Here is a 17,676-nt window from a genome sequence, read left to right on the forward strand (position 1 = left end):
CGGTGTCCGTTCGCCCAGCCCAAACTTTATCAGCCATCCCGGTCTTGTGACGGGCTTCCGGTAATAATTCTCGTCTAGAGTGATGAAACGTCACAGCAGCGGGAGCAGGGGCCTGCCGGATTTTTCCCTCCGACGGCCTGGTCCCGTCTTGTTCATGCCAAGGAAATCGTTCATCATTCAACAAATTTCGCACCGCAAGATCCGCCATGACAGAAGAGACGATGCAAGACCAGCCGGCCATCACGGAGCAGTTCAAGTTTGGACGCGCCTATGACTTTCACGAACTGGTGGCCGATGGCATCGTGCATGGTGTTGGCGTGGTCTTTGCGCTGATCGGGGCAACGGCCTTGATCTTCTACGCCACGGTCTTTTCCGATTACGCCGATATCGCCGCCGCCTGGATCTATGGCCTTGGCCTCGTGATCGGCCTCGGTGTTTCCTTCACCTATAACATGTGGCCCCATTCGCCGATGAAATGGATGCTGCGCAGGCTCGATCACTCGGCGATTTTTGTTCTGATTGCAGCCACTTACACGCCCTTCCTCGTGCAGGGTATTGATCAGCCGATGATCCTTGGCCTGCTGATCGGCATCTGGCTGACGGCCATTATCGGCATTGCGCTCAAATTCCGCTTTCCCGGTCGCTATGACCGGTTGGCCATCCTGCTTTACCTCGGCATGGGCTGGAGCGGCTGGCTGGCCATGGACCCGCTGTCGCAAATCATCCCCGGCATCACGCTGACCCTGATCATCATCGGCGGCTGCATCTATTCCGCCGGCGTGATCTTCCATGTCTGGGAAAAGCTGCGCTTCCAGAATGCCATCTGGCATGGCTTCGTGGTCACCGCCGCTGCCGTCCATTACTCGGCAGTGTTCACGGCCATCAGCCTCGGTTGAGCTCGAGCACATCCAGCAAAACTGCGTCAGCGGTTTTGCGTCCGGACTGCGCAAAAACAAACAGATAGAGCGTTTCGGGTGAACCCGTTTTCACCGGAATCGCTTTAGTAGCCTTTGAAGGCCAGAGGTTTACTCCTCTTTCTGCGGATATTTGTTCAACACCTTGATCAGCGAACTGGCGCCAGTGCGGACGGCAATCACATTGATGATGAAGGGCAGCACGATGACCTGCGCCAGAGCCATCAGCAGGACCTCCGTGAGGCTCGCCCCGATCTGATCCACCGCGATGCGGATCGTTGCCATGCCCAGGATGCTGATCACGCCAAAAAGCACCAGGCTGTAAAGCACATAGATGGCGACCAGAACGCAAGACAGCGTGACGCTTTCGCCCCAGTCGGGAACACGCCGCTTTTCCTGTGCAAAATAGAGCCCTGCATAGGCAGCGCTGGCAAAGGACACCGCGACATTGGCCCCGATCCATTCCACATAGGCGTCTTCACCGACATTAAGCCCCAGCATGATCAGCCACATGGCCGCTTCGCAAAGCAGGAAGACAAGGGCATAGCGCAGGACAAGTCTGTTCAGAAATGGGGGCATGACGGTAAATCTCGATTGCAATTTCTCCCTTGATGACGGAAATCTCCCATCGTTTCTGTGGCCCCTGTCACAGGCGATCCCTGCGCGGGTTTCCTGCCCGTCCTCACTTCCATGCCCTCCCTGAGCACGATTGATGTCCCATAGTCCGATTATCCGCGATGCCACCGAAGCCGATCTGCCGGCATTGCTTGCCATCTACAATCATGCCGTGGCGGAAACCACGGCCATCTGGAACGAGGTTCTGGTCGATCTCGACAATCGTCGCGCCTGGCTGGAGATGCGCCGCAGCCGCAATTTCCCGGTGCTGGTTGCCGAGGTGGATGGCGTGGTGGCCGGCTATGCCTCCTATGGCGATTGGCGTGCCTTTGATGGCTTTCGCCAGTCGGTCGAGCATTCCGTCTATGTGGAGAAGAACCATCAGGGGCAGGGGATCGGCAAGCGGTTGATGACAAGCCTGATCGAGCGCGCAAGGGCCGGCGGCATCCATGTCATGGTCGCAGCCATCGAGGCCGGCAATGCAGGATCGATTGCGCTGCACAGCCGGCTCGGCTTCCGCCTCGTCGGCACCCATCAGGAAGTCGGCAAGAAGTTCGGCCGCTGGCTGGACCTGACGATGATGGAATTGAAGCTCTAGAACACTGCGCGCGCCAGGGCGAGGTCGGCCTCAATCGCTGTCCCGCCAGCGGATCTGGTTGATCCGGAAGCCGTCCCGCGGCCCGGCGGGAATATGGCGGAGCGATACGGTCAGCGTCTGGATCGGCACCTCGTAGTCAATGCTGCGGCACAGAATATCGACCGCCTCCATCATCAGCCTGACCGTGGCCTGCTCGCCGGGGCAGCGATGCCCCGTGGCATAGGCGCCTGCACCCTGCGGAATGAAGCTGTAATCACAGGGTTCGTGACGAAGCCGTCGCTCCGGCTCGAATTGGCCCGGTCTCTCGAACCTGAGCGGATCATGGCAGGAGCCATAGAGATCGAGCAGCAGCCACTGCCCCTTGGCGAGACTGTAGCCGTTCCATTCGAAAGCAGATTGCGCGCGCGCCCCGACAAAGGGGAAGAAGGGCGAGATCCGCCGCACCTCTTCGACAAAATCGGTGAGCCGTTCGCTATCCTTCTCCCGTAGCCTCTCGCGCCAGTCGGGATGCTGGTGCAGATAAAGCGCGGCAAAGACGATGAAGCGAGCAACGGCGACGATCGGCCTGAGCAGATTGATCAGTTCCACAGTTGCCACTTCCGGCGACAGCAAGTGTCCATGCTTGTCCCGGTGATTGGCAATCACTGCCATGGGCGAACCGGGCATAAGCGCAATGCGGCCGCTGCGGATGTCGCTGAAGACACGGCGGAGGCGTTTTTCCAGGTGGGAGCGCCGCAGAAGCGTCGTGAACGTGCGTGGCCCGAAGTGACCGGCGCGGCTCACCATATCGGCCATCAGCGCGGCATCGTCGCCCACGCTGTCCGGATCGATCGGTGTCTGCGTCCAGTCGAGCGCTGTCTGAAACAGCACGATCTCCATTTCGCTGGCAAGCGACACCTCCTTGCGCCAGGTCCATGACGGGATACGGTCAAGAAAGCGTCGGCGAAAGATGGCCGCCATCCGGTCCATGCTTGTCGTATCGTCGACCAGCATGCGAATGAACATGGCCTTGCGATGACGATGGGCGCTGGCATCCATCTGCTGTACGCTGCCCTCGTCCTGCAGAAGCCAGAGCACGGTGGAGGGCAGCGCCCCGACGCGCGTGAGGCGCGGATCCTCATAGATGAAGCGCGCCGCCTCCGGCCCCTTCATGCAGATCACATTCTTGAGCATCAGCCTTGTGCGAAAGATCGGGCTGTCCAGCGCCTCGAAACGACGCGGCAGGAAACGATAACCCTCATTGAGCAGCGCCAGCGTGGAATCAAACCCCTTCGCCCTTGGAATGGTCTTTGGCCACTTCGAATGCGGCTCGCGCCATTGGTCCGCCTGCCGCTGCTGCGCCTTGCGTGTCTCCATGATGTCCCCCTGACGCATCACATGCCGGATCATGTCCCTCAGTACGCCCGCTTATCAGCGCGACGTACAATCCGACCTGTAGAAACCGACAGGGCCCGCAAAGGTTCCCCGCCCGAGCGCGATTTTCTGAGTTTTCTGCCGATGAAAATGGCGCCGCCCATAGATCGGAACCGGGCCGCAGGGACGTGGGTTTTTCTTGGAGAGCATGCAGCGCAGATCAGCGCCGCCATACTCCGGACGGTCGGACCCCGTCTTGCCGTGTAAAACCAGTTCAAAACGAGGAGATCAATCATGGCCGATGCAGACGGAAAGCACATGGGACGCGGCTCCCAGGGCAAGGGCGATGGCTCCGGCGCCATGACCGATATCCAGAAGGACATGCTGCCGGAAAACGAGGTTCTGTCCAATCGCGACAAGTCCCAGCACCCGAAATCGCGCGGGCTGGACAGCAAGCATGTCCAGAACGAACAGTACCAGGACAATGTGGACAACCGGTTGGAGAGGGAGTGAGGGGTTGATGCCGTAGGCAGGCCTCAACTTCAAAGCGGGCTCCCTCTTCTCCCCAGCGGGGAGAAGGTGGCCCGCAGGGCCGGATGAGGGGGTCGCGAAGCGCCAAATCTGTGCCAAGTAGCCCCCTCATCGCCTCGCCTATGCTCGGCACTTCTCCCCGAGGGGGAGAAGAGACAGCCCGGAACCGCCACCCGTGTCCCCCATGCAATACCCTGACTTGAAGGAGAGCATGGAATTTCAGCGATCACTCGATCCGCACCCGTGCCATTTCGCCCCTGATCAGGATTTCGGGTTTCGCTCCCGGCGTGTTGGGCAGCGCACTGTCGACATAAGAGGCAACGGCCTCGACGGCATAACTGACCGGGGTCGGCACCAGGAATGTCACGGTCGCATCCAGCATCTTGCCCGAAATCGCAATGGCCTCCGACTGCCTGACCTTGTCATAGACAAGCCGTGCCCGGAGCGCCGCCCCCGACAGCGACAGATGTTCTGCATGACCCGTAAAGCGCACATCGCCGGCATCGCTGCGGATCTGCAGCACAGAGAAATCGCCCCGTATCTCGCTGCGCGAGGCCTGCTGGTCGATCATCACCGCCGCGTCAGACCTCAGGTTCGCCGAAAGCGTCATTTCGCAATCGCTCCAGTCGAAGAAACGGCTGCCCTCTCCGACATCGACCAGCAGTGTGTCACCGTCGATGCGCATCGAGCCTTCGCTCGGGCAGCCATCGGCAAACCAGCCGGAATGCCAGATCGCGCCCCAGCCGCGCCGCTCGCCGAAAAGCTCGGCCGTATAGGGAGCCTCCTGATTAGCGGAGATTTCGATATTGCTCGCCATGCCGGTGACGCGGATCTTGCTGACCATGGAAAGGTCCAAAGGTCCGCTTGAGCGGTCTGAAGCGCGGTAAAGCGAAACGGCACCATCGAGCACAATGATCGCGACGATCAGGCCGGCGGCGGAGTAAAGCATCTGTTTTCGGGTCATGGGGGTCTCCTTCAAGGATGTGATCGGTTGATATGACCGCCTCACCCTCGGGCACTCCCCGGATAAAGAAGACCCGGATCGCGTTTCAGGTCGATCTTGAACGCGATCAAGGTCTAGATTGGCATATCGATACTGATCCCATCACCTGACGAAACGCCTGCCGGAAAACGATGATCTCCCTGCCGCTCTCCTTCCTTGTCTCCCTGGTGCTGGCCGCCATCATCCTGCGCCTTCTGATGCAGCCGCGCGAGGAGGTCCGGGCAAATCGCATGTTCATCGCGCTGCTGGCCGTCTACATGCTGCAGACCGTTCTGGTCGGGCTGCGCTGGGGCTATGGCGTAACCGCCATCCTGCCGCTTCTGACCCTGGTCGCCAGCATCATCCCGCCGCTCTCCTATCTGACCTTTCGCGATCTCGTCGCCGCGCGTCCCGGTCTTCGCCTGAGCGATTGGCCCCATGCCCTGCCGCCCCTCATCCTGCTGCTTCTGCTGCGCTTCTTCCGCGATCCGATCGACCTCCTGCTGATGGCCGAGTTCTTCGGCTATGGCTTCATGCTGCTTTTTCTCACCCGCCACGGGCCGGACGGTCTGATCGCGTCGAGGCTCGATGGCTCGCTGCGCTCCTATCGCTCCTTGCAGATTGCCGGCTACGCGCTGATTGCCTCGGCCCTGACCGACATGGCCGTCAGCCTCGATCTGGCCTTCGGCTTTGGCCAGGCGCCGCTTGTCGTCTCGCTTGCCACGACGCTGACCCTCCTGCTCCTCGGTTTTGCCGCCACCATGGCCGGCAGTGAAGGGAAGGGGAGCGAAGACGAGGATACCGCAACGGAGGCGGGCTCTCCGGTCTTGCTGCCAGAGGCGGAAAAGCGCGACATCACCCCGGACCATACGGAAACGGCAAGACGCCTCGATCAGCTGATGGAGGAGAAAGCCCCTTGGCGCGACGCCGACCTCAATCTCGCCCGCCTTGCCCGCAAGCTCGGAATTCCTGCCCGCCAGGTCTCGGAAGCCGTCAACCGCGTGCACCGGCTCAGCGTCTCGCAATATGTCAACAACTGCCGCGTGGGCGAAGCCTGCCGCCTGCTCGACGAAACGGACGAACCCGTCACCCGCATCATGTTCGAGGCCGGCTTCATCACCAAGTCCAACTTCAACCGCGAATTCACCCGCGCCACCGGCATGAGCCCCAGCGACTGGCGCAGGCGGGAAGGTCATCCAAAAGCCGATCGTTTTTCCGGTCGATGACCAGCTGTTGACGCTAGGCGGTAGAATCAGACCAATGTTCTTCTGCGCAAGGGAGAGATTGGTTGCGAGAAGAGCGGTTTCACATTGCTGAATGGTATGGCCAACCATTTCTGTCGCTGACTGACGAGCAGCGTGTTGAGCTGGCCAATCATCAGGTTGGCGGAGCCGCGATGAGTAAAGATGAACTTGCTCGCATGGCTGAATTGAATCTGCTGTCGAACCAACGTCGTTTGAGATCTGCTGAAGCTAAACGACTTGAGCAGTTGCATGAGAAATTGCTGAGGCAGAAGGCCCTAGAACGGCCATGCCCTTTCAAGATAAGTAGCGCGCATCCGACCTGCACAAAACCGGGTGGTGTGTGTTCGATCCGGCTCTATCAGCAGGAAGGGGACGGAATTGCCCCTGTTGCAGGCAATAAGGGTCGCATTCGTGCGCTCTGTCCTGCCCGATTTCACCAGAACGGCGTGGCCTTCGATAGAGTTGGAGAACTGTTGCTGGAGGATTCTGAGCCAAAGCGTATCGGCGAAGTGGGATTTCTGAAATCCACCGGCAACTTGGACAGCGCACCGGGCGAGGATGTTGGCCGGATCGATATGATCCTCGTCAAGAATGAAGAAGAGGATACGAGCGCCATTGAGTGGGTGGCTGTCGAAGTCCAGGCCGTCTATTTTTCCGGCAAGAACATGCAAATCGAGTTCGATCACATCAAGCGCACCGATGGCAAACTCTCGATGGCCCGCGAAAAACGCAGGCCCGATTATCGCAGCAGCGGCGTGAAGCGCCTGATGCCGCAACTCCTGACCAAAGTACCGACCTTGAGACGATGGGGAAAGAAAATGGCGGTTGTCGTGGATGCGCCCTTTTTTCAGTCCATGGGCAGAATGGACACTGTTTCGGACGTTTCGAACGCTGACATTGTCTGGTTTCTGGTCGATTTTCTCGACAATGGGGACGACGCCTTGTTCCACCTCGCGGTGGTGGAAGAGGTCTACACGACGCTTGATGCTGCAACACTTGGTCTGACAGGTGGTCTGCCTGTGACCAAGTCTGAATTTGAGCAGCGGATAAAGTCCAAGTCGAACCTCAAGCATATTGCTCGGTGAAATCGATGTTGTTATAACCAGTACAAAATGAGAACAAAGAGGTGCGGTCGGGACAATGGAACATACGGCAATCGATCTGTTTTGCGGTGCCGGCGGACTCTCAGCCGGCTTGGAAATGGCCGGTTTCAAGGTGCTGGCTGGCAATGACATCTTCGCCGCAGCGGGTGAGACATTCTGCCGGACCCATCCAAACGCGAAGTTCATTCTGGGACCAATTGAGGATCTTTCTGTCACGGAACTGATGAGTTTAACTGGTCTAAAGCCGGGCGAACTGACAGTGCTTGCAGGTGGGCCGCCGTGCCAGGCTTATTCGGTTTACAATCATCAACGCGGTATGCACGACGCGCGCGCAACTTTGTTCAAGGAATATCTTCGGATCGTTGATGGGCTGCGCCCGCAGTGGATCGTGATGGAAAATGTCACTGGCATTTATTCCATCGGCGGAGGAGAAGCGGTCAGGGCCATAAAATCCGAACTGGGTGCGCTTGGATATGCAGTACAAGAACAGGTGCTGCGATCAGAAGACTTCGGTGTGCCGCAGGAGCGGCGGCGTGTGGTTTTTATCGGTAACCGGATCGGCGTGCCCATTTCGCACCCTCTCCCGACACATGGTCCTGAACAGGGACAGCCATTCACCACGATAAGGGATGCGATCGGCGATCTTCCGACACTGGAGAACGGTGAAGACAAGGGACGCGTGGCCTACAGGGATGATATCCCCAGCCGCTTTCAGCGCTTGATGCGCGGGAATCAGACAATGGTAGAGGGGCACGTGGCGCCGACCCTGGGAAAGGTCAACATGCAGCGTCTTCCCTTTATTCCGCCCGGGGGAAGCTGGCGCGACATTCCTCATGAACTTCTCCCGGAAGGCATGAAAAGAGCAAAGCGATCTGATCATACGAAGAGATACGGGCGCATGACATGGGACGGTCTGTCTTGTACGGTCTTGACCAAGTGCGATATCCATTGGGGTGCCTATATCCACCCCGAGCAGGACAGGGCAATAACCGTGCGCGAGGCTGCGCGCTTGCAGGCCTTCCCCGACTGGTTCGAGTTTGCCGGTTCAAGAACCGAGCAATATGTGCAGATTGGAAATGCTGTGCCACCGCTGCTCGGAAAAGCCATTGGCGACCACCTGATGCAATTGATTTCGCCCGCCGCCAAGGCTGCGGCCTAGGCAAAACCTCACTGGCACCCCCCAAAGAAACTCTCGAACTTGGGAAGTTGCAGAGGATTTCTTCCCAGGGTCCCGCCAGCAAACAAACCCCGTCACCCCAGTGGTTCAAACACCATCGAATGGCCGTTGATGCAGTAGCGCAGGCCTGTCGGCTTCGGCCCGTCGGGAAAGACATGGCCGAGATGCCCGCCGCAATTGGCGCAGCGCACTTCCGTGCGCACCATGCCGAAGGAGGTGTCGCGGTGCTCGGTCACCACATCGGGCTTCACCGGCTCGAAATAGCTCGGCCAGCCGCAGCCGGCGTCAAACTTGGTGTCGGATATGAAAAGAGGCTCGTCACAGGCCGCGCAGCGATAGAGGCCCTTGTCGAAATTGTCCCAGTACGGTCCTGTAAAGGCGCGCTCCGTGCCATGTTCGCGCAGGATCCTGTATTGCTCGGGCGTCAATTGTTCACGCCATTCTGCATCGGTCTTGACGATTTTCGGAACCTTGGTATCGCTCATGCAAAGATCTCCTTGTTGAGCCTTTAGATAGGGCGCGAACATGTCTTTGGCAATTTGCGCCCGAAGGTCGTTGGAGGGGTTCATCCTGCCTTTTATTTTCGCAAGTTTGCATCCACATGGCGCAATACGTGGCAAAAATCCCATCCTCCCCCGATGGATTGTTGATCCCGCCGATTCTGCTTGAGACGAAGGTCCCATTGCCATAACTAGAGGCCGCGTTTCTAAGTCCACAGCATGAATGCTAGCCCAAACCGGAGGTGAATGCTCGTGATGCCTGGCGATCTGACCCTGATCGCAATGCTGCTGCCCTTTGCCGGCGCAGTGCTTGCCCCCTGGTTGACGGCCCGCATGGGACATAATGCGGCCTGGCCGCTCGCCCTGATTCCGGTTTTCGCTTTCGTTCATTTTGCCGGTTTCCTGCCGGAGATTGCAGCCGGCGAGGTTATCACCGGCGGCTATGTCTGGGTTCCGAGCCTGGCGCTCAGCTTCTCCTGGTTCATCGATGGCCTGTCGCTCACCTTCGCGCTCCTGATTACCGGCATCGGCACGCTGATCGTGCTCTATGCCGGCGGTTACATGAAGGGCCATCCGCAGCAGGGCCGCTTCACCGCCTACATCCTGCTCTTCATGGGCGCGATGCTCGGTCTCGTCATCTCCGACAGCTTCCTGATGCTCTTCATCTTCTGGGAGCTGACCTCGATCACCTCCTTCCTGCTGATCGGCTTTGATCATCGCCGCGAAGCCTCGCGCCGCTCGGCGCTGCAGGCCCTGGTCGTCACCGGTGGCGGCGGTCTGGCGCTGCTTGCGGGCCTCATCTTCCTGTGGAACATGACCGGCGTCACCCAGCTCTCGCTGCTGGTCAATGCCGGCGATGTGGTGCGCGCCAGCCCCTTTTATCTGGCAGCGCTGTTCCTGGTTCTTGGCGGCGCCTTTACCAAGTCGGCCCAGTTCCCCTTCCATTTCTGGCTGCCCAACGCCATGGAAGCGCCAACGCCCGTCTCGGCCTTCCTGCACTCGGCCACCATGGTCAAGGCCGGCGTCTATCTCCTGATGCGGCTCAACCCGGCCATGGGCGGCACGCTCGCCTGGGAAATCCTTCTGCCCTTCTTCGGTGGCGTCACGCTGCTGGTCGGCGGCATTCTGGCCATCCGCCAGACCGATCTGAAACTGATGCTCGCCTATACGACGGTTGCCTCGCTTGGCCTCCTGGTCATGCTGACTGGCTTCGACACGCCCCATGCGGTGGAAGCGGCGGTGCTTTATCTCGTCGCCCATTCGCTGTTCAAGGGCGCGCTCTTCATGGTCGCCGGCCTCATCGACCATGAAGCCGGAACGCGCGATGTCACAAGGCTCGGCGGACTGCGCAAGGCCATGCCCGTCACCTTCATTGCCGCAATTTTTGCCGCCATATCCATGGCCGGCCTGCCGCCCTTCTTCGGCTTCCTCGCCAAGGAAGAGATCTATTACGCGCTGGCTGGCGCAAGCCCGCGTGCCGTCTTCTTCACCGCAGTGGCCATCATCGGCAATGCGCTGATGTTTGCCATCGCCTTTGCGGTTGCGCTGAAGCCCTTCCTCGGGGCCGAAGTCAAGACACCGAAACATGCCCATGAAGGTCCGGTGCTGCTCTGGCTCGGCCCGCTGACGCTCGCGGCACTCGGGCTTCTGGCCGCAGTCTTCTCGCCGCTCGCCCATCAGTTTGTCTCGACGCCGATGGCGACCGCCGTGGCAGGGGAGGCGACGCCGATCACCATCAGCCTCATCCCCCATATCGGCGTTCCGCTGGCACTTTCGCTTCTGACGATCCTTGTCGGCATCGGCGTCTATCGCAGTCTCGACCGCCTGCGTGGCATGGTCGATGAACTGCTGCTCGGCATCGGGACTGGCCCGGATCGCTGGTTCGATGGCTTCATCAGCGGCCTTGTCCATGTCTCCTATGGGCTCACCCGCGTCGTCCAGAGTGGCCGCCTGCAATTCTACATCACCGCCACCTTCGTCATTCTTGCTGTCACCCTGCTGGTGCCGCTCTTTGCCTATGACGAACTTCCCGCCCTGCCGGGCTGGCCGGCCGAGATCAGCTTCTACGAGCTTGCCTTCTTTGCCATCGCCGTGATCGGCATTGTCACCGTCGTCATGGCCAAGGACCGGCTGACCGCCATTGTCTCGCTCGGCATCCAGGGCTTTGCGGTCGCCGTGCTCTTTCTGCTCTTCGGCGCGCCGGATCTGTCCTTCACCCAGTTCATGGTCGAAACCCTGTCGGTGGTCATTCTCGCACTGGTCATGACCCGGTTGAAGCTCTCAGTCACCGATCATCGCCCGTTCGTGCCGACCATCCTGCATGGCGCGCTGGCGCTGGCCTGCGGCCTCGGCTTCATGCTGCTGCTCATGCGGGCAACCCAGGGTGCCTTTGATCCGGCCCTGTCGATCTTCTTCAACACCTATTCCAAGATCATCGCCCACGGCGCCAATGTGGTGAATGTCATCATCGTCGACTATCGCGGCGTCGATACCATGGGTGAGATCGCGGTTGTCATGATCACCGGCCTTGCCATCCTTGCGCTGATCCGCATCCGGGTGGCGCCACGCCTGCAGCCGGAGGCGCCTCTTGTGCCCGCCGGTCCGCCGGTGGCGCGCGAAGGCGTCGACCAGCCGGCGCTCGCCGAGGCCGCCATGGCCAGCCCTGCCAAATCCAAGTCGGGAGCCCGCAAGAGCAAATGAACACGCTGATCTTCCGCACCGCAGCCCCGTTCCTCACGGCCCTGATGCTGCTCTTTTCCATCTTCGTCCTGCTGCGCGGTCACAACGAGCCGGGCGGCGGCTTCATCGGCGGGCTGATTGCGGCTTCCGCCTTCGCCATCTATGCCATTGCCTTTGGCGTGCAGCATGTCCGCCGCGCCATGGTCTTCCATCCGATGTCGATTGCCGGTGCCGGCCTTCAGCTGTCGGTCCTGTCCGGCTTTGTCTCCGCGCCGCTCGGCTATCCCTTCATGACCGGCGTCTGGGTCTATCCGACGCTCTTCGGTGTCGAGGTGCCGCTCGCCACCGTCATCTCTTTCGATATCGGTGTCTATCTCGTGGTCGTCGGCACCTTCACCTCGATTGCGCTGGCGCTTGAAGAAAGGGATGATGGCTGATGGAAGCCCTGTTTGCCGTCCTGGTTGGCATCTTCTTTGCCGCTGCCATTTATCTGATGCTGTCGAAGCATATCATCCGCGTGCTGCTTGGCATTGTTCTGCTCGGCAACGGCGTCAATCTGGTGATCTTCACCGCCGGTCGCCTGACCCAGGCCGTGCCGCCGATCATCCCCGGTGATGCCGATGCACTGGCCGCCACCGCCGCCAATCCCTTGCCCCAGGCTCTGATCCTGACGGCCATCGTCATCTCCTTTTCCTTCTTCTGCTTCCTGCTGGTGCTGACCTACCGCGCCTATCAGGATCTGGGAACGGACGATACCGACGAGATGCGGATTGCCGAGCCGGAAGGCGACGTGATGCCGCCACGCGGCTACTGAGGCAGAGAAAGACTGAAAGACACATGGCTGCACCTTCCGACAAGATTGTTGATTATGCCTCTGCCCTGGTGATGGAGCCTGCCAGCTTCGCGCAATGGCTGACCATCCTGCCCATTGGCCTCTGCCTGAGCTTCGGCGCGCTTTTGATGATGGTGCGCCATCGCACCGATCTTCATCCACCCATTGCCCTTGTCGCCCTGGGCCTGGTGGTGGGCGCGGAAGTCATGCTGCTGGCCGAAGTCATGGCAAACGGTCCGATCACCATGATGATGGGTCGCTGGCTGCCGCCCTTCGGCATTGCGATCACGGTCGACCTCACGGGCGCGCTGCTGACGCTGTCTGCCGGTATCGTCGCCTTTGCCAGCGTCCTCTATTCGATCACCGATGTGGACAAGAGCGGTCGCCGCTACGGCTTCTATCCCTTCCTGCTGGTGCTGGTGGCCGGTGTGTCCGGCGCTTTCCTGACCGGCGATATCTTCAACCTCTATGTCTGGTTCGAAGTCCTGCTGATTTCCTCCTTCGGCCTCTTGATCCTCGGCTCGGAGCGCGAGCAGATCGACGGTGCCTTGAAATATGCGGTGCTGAACCTGATCGCGACCACGCTGTTCCTGATCACGGTCGCCTATGTCTATGCCGTCTTCGGCACCCTCAACATGGCCGATATCGCCATCAAGGCGCAGACCATGACGGAAAGCGCGCCGCTGGTCACGATCGCAGCGCTCTTCATCTTTGCTTTCTCGATGAAGGCCGCAGCCTTTCCGGTCAATTTCTGGCTGCCCGCCTCCTATCACACGCCGCGCGTGGTCGTCTCGGCGCTCTTTGCCGGTCTCCTGACCAAGGTCGGCGTCTATGCGCTGCTGCGCATCATGGTCATGCTCTTCCCGGTCCAGCTCGAAACGCTGAGCCTGACGGTCGGCGTGCTGGCCGTGCTGACCATGATCATGGGCGCATTCGGCGCGCTCGCCCAGACCGATACCCGCCGCTTCCTCGGCTTCGTGGTCATTGTCGGCATCGGCAACATGCTGGCGGGTCTTGCCATCGGTGGACCGGCGGCCATTGCCGCAACCATCTTCTATGCGCTCCACTCCATCGTGCTGATGACCGCGCTCTACATGATCGCGGGCGAGGCCGCCCGGATTGGCGGTTCCTTCCGCCTGCAGGGATTGTCGGGCCTGTGGATCACGGCGCCCGCCTTTGGTGGCCTGTCGCTCGCGCTCTTCTTTGCCGCCAGCGGCCTGCCGCCCTTCTCCGGCTTCTGGCCCAAGGCCATGCTGGTCAAGGCCTCGCTCGACATCGGAGCCTGGTGGCTTGCCGCCTCGGTCCTCGTGTCGGGTTTCCTCGTCACCATTGCCTTCGGCCGTGTCTTCCTCCTTGCCTATTGGCGCCCGCCGGTCGAGGCGCCCCGTGACGCAGAGCTTGGCCCGGCCATTGCCTTGAAGCCCGCCCATCTGTGGCTCCGCCATGGGCCGATTACGCTGCTTGCAGCCTTCGTCATCTGGTTCGGCCTCTTCCCCGAGCCGCTGATTGCGCTCAGCCAGCAGGCGGCTGTGGGTCTGCTCGATCCGTCATCCTATATCCAGTCCGTCTTCCCGACCCGAGGTGCACCATGATCGTCCTCGCCACCGGCATTGTCATGGCCGTGATCTGGGGCGCTGTCACAGGCAGCGGCTCCGTTCACAATCTGCTTTTCGGCTTCGTCCTGTCGCTGCTGACGCTCAGCCTCTTCCGCGAACAGCTCGCCGGTGGAGCCTCGTCGAGCCGCACACTGCGCATCCTCTCGCTCGTCATCCTGTTCCTGGTGGAACTGGCAAAATCGGCCTGGCGGGTCGCCATCCTCGTCATCCGTCCGAAGCTGGATGTGGCGCCCGGCATTTTCGCCTTTCCGCTCACCGTCACCCGCGACTTCGAGATCACGCTTCTGGCAAACCTGATCACGCTGACGCCCGGCACGCTTTCGGTCGATGTCTCGGAAGACCGCAAGTTCCTCTATGTGCATGCGCTCGATTGCTCCGATCCGGAGGCGCAGAAGAAGGACATCGCAGAGGGTTTTGAGCGCAAGATACTGGAGGCCTTCGGCTGATGACTGCGGACACGATCGTTCACGCTTCCACGACATTCGCGCTGGTGGTCCTCGGGATCGCCCTTCTGGTCACCGTCTATCGCGTGGTCATTGGCCCGACGCTCCCCGATCGGGTGATCGCGCTCGACATGCTGGTCGGCATCGCCATCGGCTTCATTGCCGTGATTGCGCTGCGCACCGGCTACACGGTCTATATCGACATCGCGATTGCGCTCGGCCTTGTCGGCTTCCTCGCGACCGTTGCCTTCGCCCGCTTCATCCTGGCGCGCGGCAAGGTCGGGGAAGGGGAGGGGCAGGCGCAAGCCTCCGCAGCCCGGGGCAAATCGGATGGTCCGGCAAAGCCGGCAGGTGCCAGGAAGGTTGCGGGCAAGCCGTCAGGTGCCACCACGCGTAAGAGCGCCGCTGCGAAGGCCGCTAAGACGCCCACCACGCCCAAGGGAGCTAAGTGATGGATCTCGTTGTCGCAATCCTGACAGCCGCGATTGTCGTGGTCGGAGCCCTGTTCTCGCTCCTCGCTGCGATCGGCATCATCCGTCTGCCGGACCTCTACACCCGCATGCATGCCGCCTCCAAGGCCGGTACCGTCGGCTCCGGTCTGCTCCTGCTCGCCGTTGGCATTCATTCCGGTGAGTATTCGGTTTTTTTCCGCGCCCTGGCCGGCATCATCTTCTTCATCCTGACCGCACCGATCGCCGCCCATCTTCTGGCCAAGGCGGCCCATTCCGTGGGCTATCCCATGTCGAAAGAGTCGGTTCGGGATGAATTGAAGTCTCTATGAATATAGTAAGTTAGGCAAACCGTAGTATTGTGCTCCTCCTCTGCCGATTTTGTCTGTGATTTACGTTTGTTACATGTCACATGGCGTTCTATTGAAGACTACCCACCCAAAAATTGGGTAAAAGGTTGCTATAGACTTTTCTTGCAATAGTGATATTCGATTCAAGCATACGCAGGTGTTTTGATACGCTCTGACTCGTAACGGGAATGATTTTTCTAATATTGTCGTGCGTCATATTGAAACCCATTCCGTTTAGACACGTTAGAGCTTAATGATAAAATATGGGTACACCGGCGGTAGTGTCTGACGTAAATTCGGTACTGACCAGAAACGAGCTTCATCGGGGTTACGGCGGGTAACGCCGGTGAGGAAATTGGAGAATTAGAAAATGTCTGAGACATCCCACAATTCCGACGACCATCTCTTTGTCGAACTGACTGCCGATATTGTTGCTGCCTATGTCAGCAATCATGTGGTTCCGGTCAGCGAATTGAGCCACCTCATTGCTGATGTTCACGCTGCTTTGAGCAATACCACGTCACCCGCACCCGTTGCTTCAGTCGTCGAAAAGCCGAAGCCGGCGGTATCGGTTCGCAAATCCGTTCAGGATGATCATCTGGTCTGTCTGGAATGCGGTGGTTCCTTCAAGTCGCTGAAGCGCCACCTGATGACCCATCACGGTCTTGGCCCGGAAGAATACCGCGAAAAATGGGATCTGCCGGCCGATTATCCGATGGTTGCCCCCGCTTATGCGGAAGCCCGTTCGCGCCTTGCCAAGGAAATGGGTCTTGGCCAGCGCCGCAAGCGCGGCAGGTAAGAGCAGCGAGGGTGCCGGGGGTCAGGGACGGCTCCGGCCTCGCGCAATATACAGTTCAGAAGCCGGGCGTCGTGTCCGGCTTTTTTGTTTGCGGCTCGGGTCCGTTTGACAAATCCCCTAAAATCCTGAGGGTTGCCTTTTTGCGGCTTCTGGCCCCATCATAGGAAAATAAACCTATATGGAGCCTGTGATGTCATCCAACCCCGAAAGCCGAGAACCGTCACCGACCGATCAGGCAGCAAATCTGGCTATGGCCAGTGCAGTAGCCGACTTCGTTGACATCGACCCCGCCCATCTCTCGCACCAGCGCCTGCTGGGCATGGTGGTGCGCCAGTTGACGCTGGAGGTGCTGAGCCTCACCGGGCAAGATCCCGAGGCCGGCAGCGCCAGCCGCCGGCTGATGTCCCATGTCCGCCAGATCGCCATGTATGTCTGCCATGTCGCCTATTCCATGCCCCAGGCCGAGATAGCACTGGTCTTCGGGCGTGATCGCAGCACCGTGCGCCATGCCTGCCACATCGTCGAGGATCGGCGTGATGATCCGGCCTTCGATACGCTTGTCTCGATCATCGAGCGCATGGCCTGCACTGTGCATCTGGTTGCGGGAGCGCGCCGATGACAGGCGCTGTGAAAAAGAAGCAGGCGCTCGCAGCGCCAACGGGTCGCCGTCGCATGGTGAAGCTCCTGCGCTTCCTGATCGCCGGGGAAAGGCGGATCGACCGGCAGGCTGACGCCTGCCGCCTGGCGGGACATGGAGGCGAAAGCCTCTCGGTCGAGGAGGAGGAGTTGCGTGCGCTGGCACAATCCGGTCTTGTGACGCTCAGCGAAAATGCAATTGCCTCAACGCCTGCCGCGCGCGCCCATCTGAAGCGCCTGCTGAGCGAAGAGGGCGGCGAGGCCTTTGCCGCCCAGCATCGCGACCTGGAAACGGTCCATCTGCCGGAACCAGGCGAAAGCGGCAGTCGCAAACGCGCCGTCCTGCGCAACCGTGCCGAATCGCCGCTTTATCCGCTGCGTCACCTTAAGGACCGCAGCGGGGAGCCCTTTCTCTCGGAGGACGCCATGAATGCCGGCGAGCGGCTGGCCGCCGATTTCGAGCGGGCCGGGCTTCAGCCGCGCATCACCGCATCCTGGGAGCCGCGTCTTTCAAGCCGCATCAGGGGGCAGGCCCCGCGCGACGACGTGATGACCGACACGGCCGTCGGTGCCCACCGTCGCCTGTCTGCCGCAATCGACGCCATGGGGCCCGATCTCTCCGGCGTGGCGCTGGATGTCTGCTGCTTCGGCAAGGGGCTGGAACTGGTGGAGCGCGAACGGCAATGGCCGGCCCGGTCTGCCAAGCTGATGCTGCGGGTGGCGCTTCTGGCGCTTGCCCGCCATTACCAGCCGCCCCCAACGCGCAAAGGCACGCGCCATTGGGGGGAGAGGGATTATCGCCCGCCGCTGTCCTGACGCTTGCCCATGCACGATAAGTGACAAGCGGGGGCTTGG

At 60.3% G+C, this 17,676-nt stretch carries 21 protein-coding genes; 16 read left to right on the plus strand and 5 right to left on the minus strand.

Features of this window, described 5'->3' with window-relative positions:
• Nucleotides 1–206 precede the first annotated feature (206 nt).
• A complete protein-coding gene (gene trhA / locus FE840_RS09725; protein ID WP_425502123.1) occupies nucleotides 207–896 on the plus strand; it encodes a PAQR family membrane homeostasis protein TrhA in 690 nt (229 codons plus the stop codon).
• A gap of 129 nt (nucleotides 897–1,025) precedes the next feature.
• Here trhA and FE840_RS09730 read toward each other — a convergent pair whose 3' ends face one another.
• A complete protein-coding gene (locus FE840_RS09730) occupies nucleotides 1,026–1,493 on the minus strand; it encodes an ABZJ_00895 family protein (RefSeq protein WP_138288281.1) in 468 nt (155 codons plus the stop codon).
• Between the two features lie 133 nt (nucleotides 1,494–1,626).
• Here FE840_RS09730 and FE840_RS09735 point away from each other — a divergent pair, with 133 nt between their 5' ends.
• Nucleotides 1,627–2,127, plus strand: a complete 501-nt coding sequence (locus FE840_RS09735) for a GNAT family N-acetyltransferase (RefSeq protein ID WP_138288280.1) — start codon at nucleotides 1,627–1,629, stop codon at nucleotides 2,125–2,127.
• Between the two features lie 30 nt (nucleotides 2,128–2,157).
• Here the strand turns inward: FE840_RS09735 and FE840_RS09740 are convergent, their stop codons facing one another.
• The gene (locus tag FE840_RS09740) at nucleotides 2,158–3,483 is read right to left on the minus strand and encodes a cytochrome P450 (RefSeq protein ID WP_171033746.1); all 1,326 of its coding nucleotides are present in this window, start codon (nucleotides 3,481–3,483) and stop codon (nucleotides 2,158–2,160) included.
• Nucleotides 3,484–3,774: 291 nt separating this feature from the next.
• Here FE840_RS09740 and FE840_RS09745 point away from each other — a divergent pair, with 291 nt between their 5' ends.
• The gene (locus FE840_RS09745) at nucleotides 3,775–3,993 is read left to right on the plus strand and encodes a hypothetical protein (protein ID WP_138288278.1); all 219 of its coding nucleotides are present in this window, start codon (nucleotides 3,775–3,777) and stop codon (nucleotides 3,991–3,993) included.
• A gap of 244 nt (nucleotides 3,994–4,237) precedes the next feature.
• Here FE840_RS09745 and FE840_RS09750 read toward each other — a convergent pair whose 3' ends face one another.
• A complete protein-coding gene (locus tag FE840_RS09750; RefSeq protein WP_138288277.1) occupies nucleotides 4,238–4,975 on the minus strand; it encodes a hypothetical protein in 738 nt (245 codons plus the stop codon).
• Between the two features lie 170 nt (nucleotides 4,976–5,145).
• Between FE840_RS09750 and FE840_RS09755 the strand changes: the two genes are divergently transcribed.
• Nucleotides 5,146–6,219: an AraC family transcriptional regulator gene (locus tag FE840_RS09755; RefSeq protein ID WP_138288276.1), complete on the plus strand. Its 1,074-nt coding sequence runs from the start codon at nucleotides 5,146–5,148 to the stop codon at nucleotides 6,217–6,219.
• Between the two features lie 26 nt (nucleotides 6,220–6,245).
• Here the strand turns inward: FE840_RS09755 and FE840_RS20795 are convergent, their stop codons facing one another.
• Nucleotides 6,246–6,488 carry a hypothetical protein gene (locus FE840_RS20795; protein ID WP_210271798.1) on the minus strand — a complete coding sequence of 81 codons (243 nt, stop codon included), beginning with the start codon at nucleotides 6,486–6,488 and terminating at the stop codon, nucleotides 6,246–6,248.
• Between FE840_RS20795 and FE840_RS09760 the strand changes: the two genes are divergently transcribed.
• Together FE840_RS09760 and FE840_RS09765 are read left to right on the plus strand one after the other, a co-directional pair.
• Nucleotides 6,414–7,322: a NotI family restriction endonuclease gene (locus FE840_RS09760; RefSeq protein ID WP_246318904.1), complete on the plus strand. Its 909-nt coding sequence runs from the start codon at nucleotides 6,414–6,416 to the stop codon at nucleotides 7,320–7,322. The two genes, FE840_RS20795 and FE840_RS09760, sit on opposite strands and share 75 nt — an antisense overlap.
• 55 nt (nucleotides 7,323–7,377) lie before the next feature.
• Nucleotides 7,378–8,499: a DNA cytosine methyltransferase gene (locus FE840_RS09765; protein ID WP_138288274.1), complete on the plus strand. Its 1,122-nt coding sequence runs from the start codon at nucleotides 7,378–7,380 to the stop codon at nucleotides 8,497–8,499.
• A 92-nt stretch (nucleotides 8,500–8,591) separates the two neighbouring features.
• Here the strand turns inward: FE840_RS09765 and msrB are convergent, their stop codons facing one another.
• Complete coding sequence (gene msrB / locus FE840_RS09770; protein ID WP_138288273.1) at nucleotides 8,592–9,002, minus strand: peptide-methionine (R)-S-oxide reductase MsrB; 411 nt, start codon at nucleotides 9,000–9,002, stop codon at nucleotides 8,592–8,594.
• 261 nt (nucleotides 9,003–9,263) lie between these two features.
• Between msrB and FE840_RS09775 the strand changes: the two genes are divergently transcribed.
• From FE840_RS09775 to FE840_RS09820, 10 genes are all read left to right on the plus strand, one after another.
• Nucleotides 9,264–11,717 (plus strand): putative monovalent cation/H+ antiporter subunit A, encoded by a 2,454-nt coding sequence (locus FE840_RS09775; RefSeq protein WP_425502124.1) that lies wholly within the window; start codon nucleotides 9,264–9,266, stop codon nucleotides 11,715–11,717.
• On the plus strand, nucleotides 11,714–12,133 hold the full coding sequence (locus tag FE840_RS09780) for a Na+/H+ antiporter subunit B (RefSeq protein WP_138288272.1): 420 nt from the start codon (nucleotides 11,714–11,716) through the stop codon (nucleotides 12,131–12,133). Before FE840_RS09775 ends, FE840_RS09780 begins: the two co-directional genes overlap by 4 nt.
• Nucleotides 12,133–12,510, plus strand: a complete 378-nt coding sequence (locus FE840_RS09785) for a Na+/H+ antiporter subunit C (RefSeq protein ID WP_138288271.1) — start codon at nucleotides 12,133–12,135, stop codon at nucleotides 12,508–12,510. The genes FE840_RS09780 and FE840_RS09785 overlap by 1 nt, the downstream gene beginning before the upstream one ends.
• Before the next feature lie 23 nt (nucleotides 12,511–12,533).
• Nucleotides 12,534–14,120 (plus strand): Na+/H+ antiporter subunit D, encoded by a 1,587-nt coding sequence (locus tag FE840_RS09790; protein WP_138288270.1) that lies wholly within the window; start codon nucleotides 12,534–12,536, stop codon nucleotides 14,118–14,120.
• Nucleotides 14,117–14,590 (plus strand): Na+/H+ antiporter subunit E, encoded by a 474-nt coding sequence (locus FE840_RS09795; RefSeq protein ID WP_138288269.1) that lies wholly within the window; start codon nucleotides 14,117–14,119, stop codon nucleotides 14,588–14,590. The genes FE840_RS09790 and FE840_RS09795 overlap by 4 nt, the downstream gene beginning before the upstream one ends.
• On the plus strand, nucleotides 14,590–15,039 hold the full coding sequence (locus FE840_RS09800; protein WP_138288268.1) for a cation:proton antiporter: 450 nt from the start codon (nucleotides 14,590–14,592) through the stop codon (nucleotides 15,037–15,039). Before FE840_RS09795 ends, FE840_RS09800 begins: the two co-directional genes overlap by 1 nt.
• A complete protein-coding gene (mnhG, locus tag FE840_RS09805) occupies nucleotides 15,039–15,368 on the plus strand; it encodes a monovalent cation/H(+) antiporter subunit G (RefSeq protein ID WP_138288267.1) in 330 nt (109 codons plus the stop codon). The genes FE840_RS09800 and mnhG overlap by 1 nt, the downstream gene beginning before the upstream one ends.
• A 388-nt stretch (nucleotides 15,369–15,756) precedes the next feature.
• Complete coding sequence (locus tag FE840_RS09810; RefSeq protein ID WP_138288266.1) at nucleotides 15,757–16,185, plus strand: Ros/MucR family transcriptional regulator; 429 nt, start codon at nucleotides 15,757–15,759, stop codon at nucleotides 16,183–16,185.
• Between the two features lie 190 nt (nucleotides 16,186–16,375).
• Nucleotides 16,376–16,804, plus strand: a complete 429-nt coding sequence (locus tag FE840_RS09815; RefSeq protein ID WP_171033745.1) for a helix-turn-helix domain-containing protein — start codon at nucleotides 16,376–16,378, stop codon at nucleotides 16,802–16,804.
• A complete protein-coding gene (locus FE840_RS09820; RefSeq protein ID WP_138288264.1) occupies nucleotides 16,801–17,637 on the plus strand; it encodes a DUF6456 domain-containing protein in 837 nt (278 codons plus the stop codon). Before FE840_RS09815 ends, FE840_RS09820 begins: the two co-directional genes overlap by 4 nt.
• Nucleotides 17,638–17,676 lie beyond the last annotated feature (39 nt).

It is taken from the genome of Peteryoungia desertarenae, from assembly GCF_005860795.2.
GTDB classification, from domain to species: Bacteria; Pseudomonadota; Alphaproteobacteria; order Rhizobiales; family Rhizobiaceae; genus Allorhizobium; species Allorhizobium desertarenae.